The sequence below is a fragment of the Pseudoalteromonas sp. G5_S1_14_S5 genome, from assembly GCF_054968605.1.
In genome coordinates this window covers 1-13645 of record NZ_JBQKUM010000055.1, presented here as the reverse complement: position 1 = coordinate 13645, position 13645 = coordinate 1, and the positions used below count along the sequence as shown (strand labels likewise).

The 13645-nt window shown below is 45.3% G+C and carries 13 protein-coding genes and 1 riboswitch; of the genes, 3 read left to right on the top strand and 10 right to left on the bottom strand.

The window, feature by feature from the left end; translation table 11 throughout:
• Nucleotides 1–289 precede the first annotated feature (289 nt).
• Nucleotides 290–421: a BufA1 family periplasmic bufferin-type metallophore gene (gene bufA1, locus ACTRWI_RS15965; protein ID WP_499132763.1), complete on the top strand. Its 132-nt coding sequence runs from the start codon at nucleotides 290–292 to the stop codon at nucleotides 419–421.
• A gap of 65 nt (nucleotides 422–486) precedes the next feature.
• On the opposite strand, the gene tsrA is transcribed toward bufA1, so the two are convergent.
• Nucleotides 487–768 carry an H-NS-like global regulator TsrA gene (tsrA, locus tag ACTRWI_RS15960; protein ID WP_499132738.1) on the bottom strand — a complete coding sequence of 94 codons (282 nt, stop codon included), beginning with the start codon at nucleotides 766–768 and terminating at the stop codon, nucleotides 487–489.
• Nucleotides 769–871: 103 nt separating this feature from the next.
• Entirely contained in the window at nucleotides 872–2071 is a 1200-nt protein-coding gene (locus tag ACTRWI_RS15955; RefSeq protein ID WP_499132737.1) for a multidrug effflux MFS transporter, read from the bottom strand.
• Nucleotides 2072–2172: 101 nt separating this feature from the next.
• Between ACTRWI_RS15955 and ACTRWI_RS15950 the strand changes: the two genes are divergently transcribed.
• Entirely contained in the window at nucleotides 2173–3114 is a 942-nt protein-coding gene (locus tag ACTRWI_RS15950; protein WP_499132735.1) for a LysR family transcriptional regulator, read from the top strand.
• Between the two features lie 122 nt (nucleotides 3115–3236).
• Entirely contained in the window at nucleotides 3237–5027 is a 1791-nt protein-coding gene (locus ACTRWI_RS15945; RefSeq protein WP_499132733.1) for an aminopeptidase P family protein, read from the top strand.
• A 136-nt stretch (nucleotides 5028–5163) separates the two neighbouring features.
• On the opposite strand, the gene thiH is transcribed toward ACTRWI_RS15945, so the two are convergent.
• From thiH to ACTRWI_RS15905, 8 genes are all read right to left on the bottom strand, one after another.
• Nucleotides 5164–6276, bottom strand: a complete 1113-nt coding sequence (gene thiH, locus ACTRWI_RS15940; protein WP_499132731.1) for a 2-iminoacetate synthase ThiH — start codon at nucleotides 6274–6276, stop codon at nucleotides 5164–5166.
• A 7-nt stretch (nucleotides 6277–6283) separates the two neighbouring features.
• On the bottom strand, nucleotides 6284–7048 hold the full coding sequence (locus tag ACTRWI_RS15935; RefSeq protein WP_499132730.1) for a thiazole synthase: 765 nt from the start codon (nucleotides 7046–7048) through the stop codon (nucleotides 6284–6286).
• A gap of 2 nt (nucleotides 7049–7050) precedes the next feature.
• The gene (gene thiS / locus ACTRWI_RS15930) at nucleotides 7051–7260 is read right to left on the bottom strand and encodes a sulfur carrier protein ThiS (protein ID WP_499132729.1); all 210 of its coding nucleotides are present in this window, start codon (nucleotides 7258–7260) and stop codon (nucleotides 7051–7053) included.
• Nucleotides 7257–8036 (bottom strand): HesA/MoeB/ThiF family protein, encoded by a 780-nt coding sequence (locus tag ACTRWI_RS15925; RefSeq protein WP_499132727.1) that lies wholly within the window; start codon nucleotides 8034–8036, stop codon nucleotides 7257–7259. Before ACTRWI_RS15925 ends, thiS begins: the two co-directional genes overlap by 4 nt.
• Nucleotides 8026–9318 (bottom strand): thiamine phosphate synthase, encoded by a 1293-nt coding sequence (locus tag ACTRWI_RS15920; RefSeq protein WP_499132726.1) that lies wholly within the window; start codon nucleotides 9316–9318, stop codon nucleotides 8026–8028. The genes ACTRWI_RS15925 and ACTRWI_RS15920 overlap by 11 nt, the downstream gene beginning before the upstream one ends.
• Nucleotides 9318–11267, bottom strand: coding sequence for a phosphomethylpyrimidine synthase ThiC (gene thiC / locus ACTRWI_RS15915; RefSeq protein WP_499132725.1), 1950 nt, complete (start codon nucleotides 11265–11267; stop codon nucleotides 9318–9320). The genes ACTRWI_RS15920 and thiC overlap by 1 nt, the downstream gene beginning before the upstream one ends.
• A gap of 128 nt (nucleotides 11268–11395) precedes the next feature.
• Nucleotides 11396–11494: riboswitch (TPP riboswitch) on the bottom strand.
• A 62-nt stretch (nucleotides 11495–11556) separates the two neighbouring features.
• The gene (gene crcB, locus ACTRWI_RS15910) at nucleotides 11557–11940 is read right to left on the bottom strand and encodes a fluoride efflux transporter CrcB (RefSeq protein ID WP_063522922.1); all 384 of its coding nucleotides are present in this window, start codon (nucleotides 11938–11940) and stop codon (nucleotides 11557–11559) included.
• Nucleotides 11941–12040: 100 nt separating this feature from the next.
• A complete protein-coding gene (locus ACTRWI_RS15905; protein WP_499132723.1) occupies nucleotides 12041–13423 on the bottom strand; it encodes a multicopper oxidase family protein in 1383 nt (460 codons plus the stop codon).
• Nucleotides 13424–13645: the final 222 nt, after the last annotated feature.

The window sequence follows — 13645 nt, the reverse complement described above, 5'->3', positions numbered from 1 at the left end:
ATTATAACCTAAACACTAGGCTGCGTTTAGGATATTAAGAAGAAAAAACAATCAAAAAATGACATCACTCAATCAAACACTTAACAGCTAAAACATCACTAACTTTGATGTTTTAGCTGTTAAATTATTTTCGGGTGATTCCTATCCTTTTTAAGCAAGCAAGTTTACAACTCATTAACCTGCGATGTGTAAATACTATTAAGTCTAGAGGGAATACTATGAAAAATTCTAATCTTGCTGTTAGAGCTGCAATCACAAGTGAACTAGCGCTTGGCGGTGACGTTCTTACATCAACATATGCGGAAGCAGCAGCGAAAGAAAATACTATGGCGTATCAAAAGCTGGCCAAAATGACTGTGCAATTAAAACACGTTCATGTGCTGGACCGTTTTCATTAGATAGAGTTTTGAAGGCTAACTAAAACATCGATACTCCCAAACACAAAAAACCACTCAATTGAGTGGTTTCTTTTTAACTGGGGTAAGCTTACTTTTCTAGAAAAGCCTGAAGCTCTTCAGCCGAGATTCCTTGCTCGGCTAGCTCTTTTGCTAATAGCTTAACTTGTTCACCTTTACGAGACTCTACAACACGCTGAAATTGGTAGATGATATCTCGCAAAGTATCAATTGGAACTTGTTTTGCCGCACTGCGAATACGCTCTTCACTTTGGTTGCCTAGCTCTTTAAGCAATTTACCAAACATAACCTTTTCAGGTGCATCTTCCATTTGTTCTAAGACGCGCGCCATTTCGTAGGTTGTTAATGACATTACAGTATTTTTCCGTTGGAGACTTACGTTTCAATGAGTGACAAATATACCATGTTTTAACGTTTCGCAAACCTCCATTTGTATATTTTGTCACCCTTATTGCTTATGCTTTTGCAAACGTTGCATGCCACGACTTACCAGACTTGCTCGCCAACACGAATAGCGCAGGAACAATCAGGAACATTTGTAGCGCAATCATCTCTTGTGACGTTACATCAAGACGCTGCATGGTACCAACAAGTAAGCCCGACCCACTCATTTGAAATAAGCCTAATAGCGCTGCGGCAGTACCCGCACGGTCACCAAATGGTTCCAACGCTTTACCTGCAGCCGCACCTAGAACCCAAGCGAAGCCAACAGATGACAGGAAGATAGGGAACATGAAAGCAATCGGGCTATTTTGTCGAGCAAGTAGCAACATTATCACACCCGCTAGACCGAGCATTAAAATACCGATAACAAGAGTTTTATAAGTCCCAAAACGGTCCATAAACTTTGGTGCGGTAAACGCAGCGGCAATATTGAATACCGCGTTAAAACTGAACCAAAAAGTAAATTCCTTCATAGTCAAACCGAGCTTTTCCATCAATACAACCGGTGCTGAGGTTACATAAGCGAGGATCACAGCCATCGCCATCAAACACAAAGTGGCGTGAAAAAGGAATGAAGGTGTTTTCAATATAGACCAGTAGCGCTCTAGTTTGAACACCGCTACCTTTTCCGTCGCCGGGTTCGACTCTTTCATTTGGAAGAATAAGATGCTGCCAACGACAACCGCGAAACCCGCCATAAAACTGAAGTTCGCACGCCAACCAAATTGATGAGTTAGCCAAGCGCCAAGAATCGGAGCCAAGGCAGGAATAAAACAAATAGCGCCATTCAAGTAGCTAATCATTCGACCGCTCTTCTCTGGACCAAATAGATCGCGAACCGTTGCAAAGGCTGCCACAGAAGTCGCACAAGCTCCTAAGCCTTGTAGCAGCCGAGCTATTAGCATCATATCAATCGATTGAGCTGCCCACGCCAAGCAAGCACTCAATGCATAGATACTAATACCTCCCAGTGCAACGGTTCGACGTCCTAGCTTATCCGCCAAAGGACCAGCAAATAGTTGGCCGACACCCATAGCAAACAAAAACCAAGTAATCGTATCTTGTGCTAGTGCATGTTCCACGTGAAACGCTGTCGAAATCTGTGGCAGAGCTGGTAGATAGATATCAATAGCCAAAGGGCTAAAAAGGACCAGCATCGCCAATAAAGCAACCTGCAGTTTACTAGGGGTTGGAAGCGCGTTAGAAAGCACAAGATTCTCCGGATGAGTTAATTTAGGTGCATAATAACCAACTAAAGATATGAACAAAAATGGCATATAATCATTAGCATTATTCCAATAAGGAAATTCACATGAACATCGAGAAACTATCACGCCTCGACCTCAACCTGCTCGTTTGCTTGCAGGTGCTAATGGAAGAGCTGAGTGTTACGCGCACTGCACATCGATTATGCCTGAGCCAGTCAGCCGTGAGTAAATCATTGGCCAAACTTCGCGAACAATTTAATGATCCTCTTTTTACGCGAAGTGCACACGGTCTGCGCCCGACACCCAAAGCGGTGTTCCTTAAGCCACGGCTAGAAACACTGATCAATCAACTTGATGTACTTACCCAACCCGAGACTTTCATGCCCAACAACAGTGACCACAGTTTTCATATTGCAGCAGTTGAAAGTGTCTACCCGTTGATTCTTCCTCACTTCTTACCCGCGATCTTTCGCCAAGCGCCGAAGGTAAATATCAACACTCACGCTTGGACAGAGCAAACCTTTAAGAAATTACAACTTGGTGAGTTAGACATCGGCCTCACAGGCAAAGACATCGACATCAACGATGCGCGCCTGACCATGCTGCCACCAGATGATATTTGCGAACAGGAGATCTATCGTGACGCACAGATGTGTGTATTGAGACGTAACCACCCCGCTTTGAGTGGTCAATGGGATTTAGAAACCTATCTGGCACAGCGCCATGTTCAAGTAAGGTGTGACGGTAACGCTCGCTGGCTACTCGATTACAAATTGGCAGACCTCGGCCATCAACGCGATATCGCTATCTCCGTGCCCGACTTCAACAGCGCGGCGAGCCTATGTACTTACACCGACTTTGTATTTACTGCACCAAGCCACTTCACCCATCTTATTGCGAAGCAGCTCGACTTAGTGGTTGTGCCTCTGCCAATGAAATTTCCACCAATGGCATACACTCTGTTTTGGCACCGTGATAGAGAAAACGACCCAGCCTTAAATTGGTTGCGAGATATCATCAAAGAAAAAACTCTGCACCTTAGATAAAAATGGCGTACAGCGTTTGCAGCAAACGGACAAAAGCGCTAGCTTATTGACCTAATAAGTCCCCTCACAGGTATATAGGCTGTGAGTATTAACAAGGACCCTAACAATAAGGATAAACACAGATGCACAATATCACTGCGGAACGCGTTACTGCGGTTCGAGCTTGGCTTGAAGCAAACCACTTAGATGCTGTTATCATTCCCCATGAAGACGAGTACCTTGGTGAATACGTTCCAGCTCATAACGAGCGACTTCACTGGCTAACCGGTTTCACTGGCTCTGCAGGTGCGGCTGTTATCACACGTGAAAACGCGGCTATTTTTGTTGATGGTCGCTATACCGTTCAGGTTCGCAAGCAAGTACCCGGTGAGCTATTTGAGTATCGCCACCTTATTGAAGAACCAGCTTTAGATTGGATCATCAATTCACTAGCACAAGGCAGTAAAGTTGCGTTTGACCCACGAATGCACACAGCCGCTTGGTTGAAAGGCGCACAAGCTAGACTGGCTGATAAAGTAGAACTTACAACATTAACAGCAAACCCGATTGATGAGCTTTGGTCTGATCGCCCTACACCTGTTGTCTCTGATGTTCGCCTCATGGCTACCGATGCCGTTGGCCAATCAAGTGAAAGCAAACGTGCAGAAATTGCAGGGCTACTAAAAGCCAAGGGTGCTGATGCCGCTATCCTTACTGAACTGGATTCAATCTGCTGGTTACTCAACATTCGTGGTTTAGACGTATCCCGTCTGCCGGTTGTATTATCTAATGCCATCATTCACGCCGATGAAAGTGTCGATTTCTTCTTAGAACCAGCGCGTATTCCTGCAGGCTTTGAAGCACACGTTGGTAATGGTATTCGTGTTTCTCACCCATCAGAGCTGGAAGCTCGCCTTCAATCTTTAGAGGGTAAGAATGTGTCTGTTGATTCAGGTACAAGCAATGCTTGGTATACACTTGTTCTTCAAAACTCTGGTGCCCATATCATTGAAGCCGCCGACCCATGCCTAATGCCAAAAGCTGCGAAGAACGAAACAGAAATTGCAGGTATGAAAGCATGTCACATCCGCGATGGCGTGGCGATGGCAAAATTCCTTTCTTGGATTGATGCAGAAGTCGCGCAAGGTAACCTGCATAACGAAGCGGTATTAGCTGACAAAGTACAATCATTCCGTGAGCAAGATCCTACCCTGATGGACCTAAGTTTCGACACAATTTCAGCGGCAGGCGGAAACGCAGCCATGTGTCACTACAACCATGAGAACCAGCCTGAGCCGGGTCAGCTAGAAATGAATACGCTATACCTAGTCGATTCAGGCGGTCAGTACCTAGATGGCACAACAGACATCACACGTACTATCGCCATTGGCCAGCCAAGCGAAGAAATGATTCAACAATTCACCCTTGCACTTAAGGGTCACATCGGTATTGCACGTGCTCGCTTCCCACAAGGTACTCGTGGCTTCCAATTGGACATCCTAGCGCGTCAGCACTTATGGGCAGAAGGCTACGACTATGACCACGGTACTGGTCACGGTGTTGGCCACTTCCTTAGTGTTCATGAAGGTCCGCAAAGCATCTCTAAAAAGCTGATCGACGTTCCTCTTGTTGAAGGTATGGTGTTGTCAAATGAGCCTGGTTACTACCGTGCCGATGAATTTGGTATCCGTATCGAAAACTTAGAGTTGGTTATTGAGCTTCAAACTCATGGTGACTTCTCAGTGCTAACGTTTGAATCGCTAACACGTTGCCCTATCGATAAGCGCAATATCAACGTAGACCTACTGACACGTCAGGAGCTTGCATGGCTTAACGATTACCACCAAAAAGTGTGGAACGATGTTAGCCCATTAGTTGACGGGGTTACGTTAGAGTGGCTACGCCAAGCAACAACGCCACTAGCTCACCCTTAACACCTAACTAGATAGGTAACTTAGCCACATCATTTTAGCTAAGTTAGATACGAAAACGGCTACCTAAGGGTAGCCGTCTTTATTTGTCGATATCACATCACTGATGTTTCACGTGGAACATCAATCAAGCAGCAAGTTAGCCAGAGTAAGCGCTGTGCCAATCTCGCCACACCGGATCGAAGCCACGTTGACGAATCATAGCTTCAACATCAGCAGCACCTCTCTCATCACTTATCTCAAATTGTTCAAGCTCTTCCTCACCAGAAGCATAGCCACCAGGTTGCGTTTTTGATGCCGCAGACATGCTAGTGATACCTAACGGAAGCACATTGTCGCGGAACGTTGCTGACTCACGAGTCGAAAGAGACAACTCAACCTCAGGGTTTAATAGTCGATAAGCACAGATAAGTTGAACTAGCTGTTTGTCGCTCATGATCGACTTAGGTTGCAAACCACCCTCACAAGGACGAAGACGTGGGAAAGAAATCGAGTAACGCGTTTGCCAGTAAGTACGTTCAAGATAGTCTAAATGAGCAGCCACGAAGAAGCTGTCCGTTCGCCAATCTTCCAGGCCAATCAAAGCACCGATACCTATCTTATCAATGCCCGCTTTTGCCAAACGATCGGGCGTTTCAAGCCGGTATTCAAAATCCATTTTGTTACCACGCAAGTGGTGTTCAGCGTAGGTACTTGGACTATACGTTTCTTGGTAGACCATCACGGCGTCTAAGCCTAGTGTTTTAAGCTCCGCGTAGTCGTCTTGATCAAGCGGCTGCACTTCCATCGCAATGTAATTAAATTGCGCTTTGATATTCGGCAACACCTCACGAAAGTATTTCATACCAACTTTCGTTTCATGTTCGCCGGTAACCAACAACACACTATCGAACTTCATCTTTTTGATGGCTGCGCTCTCAGCATCAATTTCAGCTAAAGTTAATGTGCGACGCTTGATGCGGTTCTCCATCGAAAAACCACAATACGTACACGCATTCGCGCACAAGTTGGATAGATACAAGGGAATATACAACGACATCGTGTTGCCAAATCGCTTACGTGTTAGCGCCAACGATTGTTGTGCAATCTGCTCTAAGTAAGGTTCTGCGGCCGGAGAGATCAAAGCCTTAAAATCTTCTAAGTCTCGTTTGGGTTTACTCAGCGCTCGTTCAACATCCGCTGCCGTTTTACTGAAGATCGACATACCAATGTCATCCCAGTTGAGCTGTTTAAATCGATCAACAAACGTCATAGTAATGCTACTCGTCTAGGAATGAAGTTAACGGACTGGAAGCAACCGCATGAGACACCTGACCTGCAAGACCAGCACGATAAGCCATACGCCCCGCTTCAACTGCCAACTTAAAAGCAATCGCCATTTCAACCGGTTGTTGAGAAGCAGCAATCGCGGTATTCACTAACACAGCATCAGCACCCATTTCCATTGCACGCGCCGCATGCGACGGAGCACCAATGCCAGCATCCACAATCACAGGGACATTCGCTTGGTCGATAATGATCTCTAAGAAGTCAGCTGAAGCGACTCCCTTATTAGAACCAATAGGTGCACCAAGCGGCATTACAGCAGCACAACCAACTTCTTCTAGGCGCTTACACAATACGGGGTCAGCATGGCAATAAGGCAAAACAACAAAGCCATCTTTTACCAGTTGCTCAGCCGCGTTAAGTGTCTCGATTGGGTCTGGCATTAAGTATTTTGGATCTGGGTGAATCTCAAGTTTGAGCCAATTGGTGCCAAGCGCTTCACGAGCTAAATGAGCAGCAAAGATGGCGTCCTTCGCGTTCTTCGCGCCAGAGGTATTCGGAAGTAGGTTTACGCCAGCATCAATAATAGGCTGTAAGATATCGTCTTGCTCAGAACGAATATCGACTCTCTTCAGTGCCATGGTTGCCAGTTGAGCACCTGAAGCTTCGATAGCACTCGCCATCAAATGCTTATTGGCGAACTTGCCTGTGCCAGTGAACAGTCTTGATTGGAATGTTTTATCTGCGATAGTTAACATAGTTAGCCCCCTGCAATAGCTTGAAAAAGAGAGATAGAATCGCCTTCATTGACGATGGTTTGTTGCCACTGGCTGCGTGGGACAACCGCGTTATTGATAGCGAATACATACCCTAAATCAGGTAGCGAAAGCGAATGAATAATATCTGCAAGAGAAGATGATTGCGCGACCTGCTCTGGTTGCTCGTTAATTGAAATAATAATATTACTCATAGTGCTTCTTCTGAATTATTGGTCACTGACGAATTGCACACCGGACATTCGATATCTTGCGTGACTATTAGGTTTTGCCAGTTCATGCTCTTACCGTCGAACAGCTTGAGGTTATGTGTCGCCACTTGAAACTCGCCACTGCTAATGAGCTGAATAGCAGCAAGAGCTTGGAGGTTTCCAATAGTCCCGACCACAGGCCCACTGATGCCACTGTCACCACAACGCGTTGTTTGTGGATGGTGGTCAAACGGGAAAAGGCAGTGGTAACACCCCTGCTGGTTTTGATAATCGAAGACAACAAACTGACCTTTCCAACCAATTGCGGAGCCTGATATCAATGGTGTGTTAGCCTCGAAACACGCTTGGTTAACTTGTTGGCGGGTCGCAAAGTTGTCGGTACAGTCCAACACAACGTCAGCTAGCATCACTTCCAGTTTTAACTGGCCTTCTGCCATTCGCTTGTTGATGGTCCTAACTTGGCTTCGACCATTTAGCTCACTCAACTGAAGTTTCAACGCATCGACTTTAGCAGTACCAAGATCGCTTTCTTTGAAGGCGACCTGTCGTTGTAGATTGGACGAATCGACACAATCATCATCAACCAGCACGATTTTGCCGATGCCAGACGCCGCTAGATAAAGACCCGCAGCATTCCCCAAACCACCACAACCAATCATTAACACATGACCGTTTAGTAGGTTTCGTTGTCCTTGTTCACCGATTTCAGGTAATGCGATTTGGCGTTGATAGCGTACAAATTCAAAGTCAGTCAGCATGGCACAACTCCTGACTAACCTCTTCAGTAAAGGTTGAAGAGTCGCCATTCATAAGAGCTTCGAAAAACTCAATAACCGCTTTGAGATCTGCCGCCAACGTAATTGCACGCACTACCGCGAGGCTTGATACGCCACAATTCCACACCTGCTCTGCCGTCGATTGATCAATCCCACCAATAGCCACGGTCGGATAACCAACAAGCTTTTCTGAGTATGGGATGGTATCAATTAGCTGTTGGTACAAAGATAAACGTACCAAACCTTGAGGCTTGGATGGCATCTGTTTCGTGGTGGTTGGGAAGATATGTCCTAACGCGATGTAACTTGGGTTTATTTGCACGATCCGTAACAACTCATAGTAGCCATGCGTCGATAGACCTATCTTGATGCCCGCTTTACTCAATAGTGAAAGGTTCGACTCTTCAATATCCTCTTGTCCCAAGTGCACACCAAAAGCGCCATGCTTGAGTGCAAGTTGCCAATAGTCATTGATAAAAACTTGAGCCTGGTATTGTCTGCCGAGTGCGACAGAACGTGCGACTTGATGTTCCAAATCCGCTTGCTGAGGATTCTTAATTCGCAGTTGCACAGTATTGATTCCAAGCTTAAGTAGCCTTTCGATCCACTCGACATCATCGACAACTGGGTATAATCCTAGGCTTTTCTTAGTCAAGTCAGGGAATGAAAGTGACGTTCCTTGATGAGTCCAACCAACGCTAATTCCTAAACGCTTGTCTTCTAACACCGGAGTTGGGAACTCTTGATAATGGCTTGGCCATGTTCCACGTGAAACATTAGACGCAGCGCGTGCTAGAACCAATGTATCCTCTAATGGGAAATCTAGAGCCAATAATGTTAGTAACCACGCAAAGTGATGGCGGCTATCTATAGCTTCTTGGTCAGTGGTAATACTTTTGATAGCTCGATTGGCGTTTAAGTGTGACCAAATATCTAATACCGTAGCCTTATCGGCTACACCGACATATATCGTATTAGGGTATTGCGCTAAAGCATCTCGAACATCTGTCAGCGATAACGACTCGTCATAACTTACGATGTGATCAAGCGAGCTTAGCTGACCCGCTTCAGTTGAAACGACATCGGAAGCAAAGCCCATAGCAAGTGAATGCTGAGAATCAACGATTGAGAAGCATTGAGTTGGGCTGACACCCAACTCAACTGCATCGGTTGCTAAACCTTGTCGCTTAGCAACCAATAGACAGTGTTGAACCTCTCCCGTTAACTCAATATATTGAGGTGGGATCAGAATTTTCACTGTCATTACTCCTCTAATTGCGCTTCTTTTACACCAACGGCAGGATGGTAAAGTTCAGATCCAGTATCACGGAACTCTTGTGATTTTTGGCGCATCCCCTCCAACGGGTTATCTAGCATCTTAATCTCGATAGCCTGATCCGCTGCTACTTGTTCTGTGTCATTCGCGTACTCTCTCACTTCCTGAGAAATCTTCATCGAACAGAATTTAGGTCCACACATAGAACAGAAATGCGCAACCTTACCTGATTCTTGTGGCAAGGTTTCATCATGGAAAGAGCGGGCTGTATCTGGATCTAATGCTAGGTTAAATTGGTCTTCCCAGCGGAATTCAAAGCGCGCTTTAGAAAGCGCATTGTCACGGATTTGTGCGCCTGGATGCCCTTTTGCCAAGTCAGCAGCGTGTGCCGCCAGCTTGTAAGTAATCAAACCAGTCTTCACGTCCTCTTTGTTTGGCAAACCTAAATGCTCTTTAGGAGTCACGTAACAAAGCATCGCACAGCCGTACCAACCGATCATCGCTGCACCAATACCAGAGGTGATATGGTCGTAACCAGGGGCAATGTCTGTAGTCAGCGGGCCTAATGTATAGAAAGGCGCTTCGTGACAATGTTCTAATTGCTCATCCATGTTCTCTTTAATCATGTGCATCGGAACGTGTCCAGGGCCTTCGATTATCACCTGTACGTCATATTCCCACGCCACTTTCGTCAATTCACCTAAGGTACGAAGTTCAGCAAACTGAGCCTCGTCATTGGCATCTGCAATAGATCCCGGGCGCAGGCCATCACCTAATGAAAGTGCTACATCGTACTTCGCACAGATCTCACAAATCTCACGGAAATGGGTATATAGAAAGCTTTCTTGGTGATGAGCAAGACACCATTTCGCAATGATAGAGCCACCACGAGAGACAATGCCGGTAACACGCTTAGCCGTCATAGGGACATAGCGAAGAAGCAAGCCAGCATGAATCGTAAAGTAGTCAACGCCCTGCTCTGCTTGCTCAATTAAGGTATCACGCATCACTTCCCAGTTAAGGTCTTCGGCTACGCCATTCACTTTCTCAAGTGCCTGATACATAGGAACCGTACCAATTGGCACTGGACTATTACGTAGAATCCACTCTCGTGTTTCATGAATATTTCGACCAGTCGACAAGTCCATCACCGTATCGCCGCCCCAGCGAGTTGACCAAACTAGCTTCTCAACTTCCTCTTCAATCGAAGAGCTTACCGAAGAGTTACCGATATTAGCGTTTACTTTCACGAGGAAATTACGGCCAATAATCATCGGCTCTGATTCTGGGTGGTTGATGTTTGAAGGGATAATAGCTCGACCTTCAGCAACCTCTTTCCGCACGAACTCAGGGGTAATTTCTTTTGGTAGGTTTGCGCCAAAGTTATGGCCAGGGTGTTGGTGGTTCAGTTGCTCATCTGCGAACTTCTGACGTCCCATATTCTCGCGAATCGCAATGTATTCCATCTCAGGGGTAATAATACCCTTACGAGCATAGTGCAACTGAGTCACGCATTGCTCGCCAGTCGCACGACGAATTCTAGGTAGGTTTCCGTAACGAAGCTCGTCTAAGGTTTCGTCCTCTAGACGCTCTTTGGTATAAACAGAGCTAACATCATCTAATATCTCAGTATCACCACGCTCTTCGATCCACCGCTCTCTTAGCTTTGGAAGGCCGTTATAAAGGTCTACCTCGTGCGTTGGGTCAGTATAAACACCGGAGGTGTCATAGACGTGAATAGGTGCATTACGTTCAAATACAGGCTCTTTTTGGGTACCGCCAACAAGGCTATCAGCGAGTGATATCTCTCGAACTGGGGCTTGAATGTCCTCTCGAGAGCCTTGGATGTAAGCTTTCTTTGAATTTGGATAAGGTTGTACTGATAAAGAATCGATGAAATTCTTCGCTTCCAGTCTTGCTTGTTTACGACTCGACATAGCATTTTTCCTTGGCTTTTAGCCATTATTTATTGGGATAAAAATGCTTGACGGATTGATGCTACAAGAGGGATCACGGTAAGAAATACAGTTGTGATCTGGTGATAGATCTCTAGAGGGATTCTAGTTAGATATCTACTCTTGTTCCCTTCGCAGGTATTAGCCTGATCAGGTTCAACGGATCCCGAGTTAACGGTCTCAGCCATATGGCACTCCGACAAGTACTATCGAGTATATAAAAACGGCTTGGATAAACCAAGCCGAGTTGTTAACAAATCGTAAGAAGATTTTATGACTTTATCAAAAGTTGGAAGCCGATCCATGCCGCAGAGATACTTAACACCACATTGAGTAGTACGTTTAGTCCCATTTTGAAAAATGCGCCTTGCTGCATTAAAAGAACGTTATCCATCGAAAAAGTTGAGAATGTAGTTAAAGCACCAAGAAAGCCCAAGCCAATGATCTGTCTCCATGGCTCAGTTGCAACCATCTCATTTTCAAATGCAGCGATCAGTAGACCCATAATGAAAGAACCAATCACGTTAACAGTTAGCGTACCATAAGGAAAACCACGCCCAAGCAGTAGTACACACAGTTCTGAAATCAGATAACGTGAACAAGCACCAAATGCACCACCAATGGCAATAAAGCCTAAAATAGATAACTGACCCATGAATCCTCCCAAATAACAGTTCCTATATTCTAGCTTTACCGCCGATAAAAGCGAGGATGGAAACTAAGAACGTATGCGCAAATATTAAACGTTACAGGTGTCACTTAACTTCGATATAGCCCATTAGCCCTGTTTTCATATGTTCAATCACATGACAGTGATACATCCAACGTCCGGGGTTGTCCGCTACAAATGCCGCTTTCGCTCGACCGTTCTTTCCAAGTAATACGGTATCCGTGTGAAAAGGCTCCTCAATTTTTTTGCCATCTAAATCAAGTACCGTGAACGTGTGACCATGTATATGGATCGGGTGATGGTATTGGGTAACATTCTTAAGATCGAATATATAAGTTTTACCGAGCTCTAATGTAGCGAGTGGTTCTGGGATATTGTTTTTACTCATCCCCTCCCAGGCTCTTTTATTGGTCAGCCAAAACTTAGGCATGGCTTTCCCACCTTTGGAAACCGGCGACACCGCCCCTTCCCACTCAAACACAAAATCGATCTCTTCTGCGTTAGCGAGATCTAACTTAGGCACAGGATTAAGAGGTAATAGCGGAAGTGTTTGGCCTTCGATGAGCGTGGAATCTACAACCTCAAACTCACATAAAGAAAAAGGAAAACGTCCCTTCATTTGCAGTATATTCACTCGCTTACCAGCCTTTGGAGCAATCAGACCGATGTCGACACGCATACCTGGGCCGATTTTATGTTCAGTCAACCTATAAGGTGTTTTTATCGGGTTACCATCTATGGCAATAACCCATGCTTCTACACCTTCAACAGCGATAGGATAAGTGATTGTGTTATCGACATTTGCTATACGAAGCCTAGTCGTTGCATGTTGCTTTAGTTGATAAGTAGGCTCATGTACTCCATTAACACTGCTCCACTCCCCAGGAGTCCCCATACGAGCGCTAAGACGTGGGATCATTAAGTCCTTCCACTGTCCTTGTTTATCAAGGTGCCAGTGTTTAAGCATCAAAGTATGCTCTTCATCGAACTGAACTGGTGTGCTCTCTTCAACAACAATTAGACCGACTAAGCCCATACCAAGTTGTTTAACACTGTTCATGTGTGGGTGATACCAGAACGTGCCTGCATCTGGTGGCGTAAATTCATAGACGAACGTTTCACCGGGCATGATTGGTGGCTGACTCAAGAAAGGCACTCCGTCCATTTCTATAGGGATTCTTAAACCATGCCAGTGAATTGTGGTTGGTTCTGATAGTTTATTAGTGAAACGAATCGTAACTTTGTCGCCCTGTCGACAACGAATTGTTGGCGCAGGGATCTGACCATTGAACCCCAAAACGTTAGTAGTAAATCCAGGTACAATTTCAGCAGTAGAAGGCTCAGCAGTTAAGTCGTAAACATACCCTCCCTTCTCATCAACCGATCTCTTCATAGAACAAGCAGGAAGGACTGTAAGTGCAGATATAGCGAGAGATGATTGAATAAATTTACGACGAGAGATGTCCATATTTGTAGCCTTTTAGTAATAACGACCAAAATGTAACAAAATATTGAGAATAATTCTCATAAAGAAATGAAGTTTGTGGCTTGGCTATTAATAAATGAGGCTGAGATAAGTAAGCACTTACACTGTTTCATCAGAACTAGCGAAACGAGGGAATTGTTGACTGGAATTTGGAGACAGTGAAAAGCAAAAAGGCTCTAGCATTTCTGCTAGAGCCTTTTAATG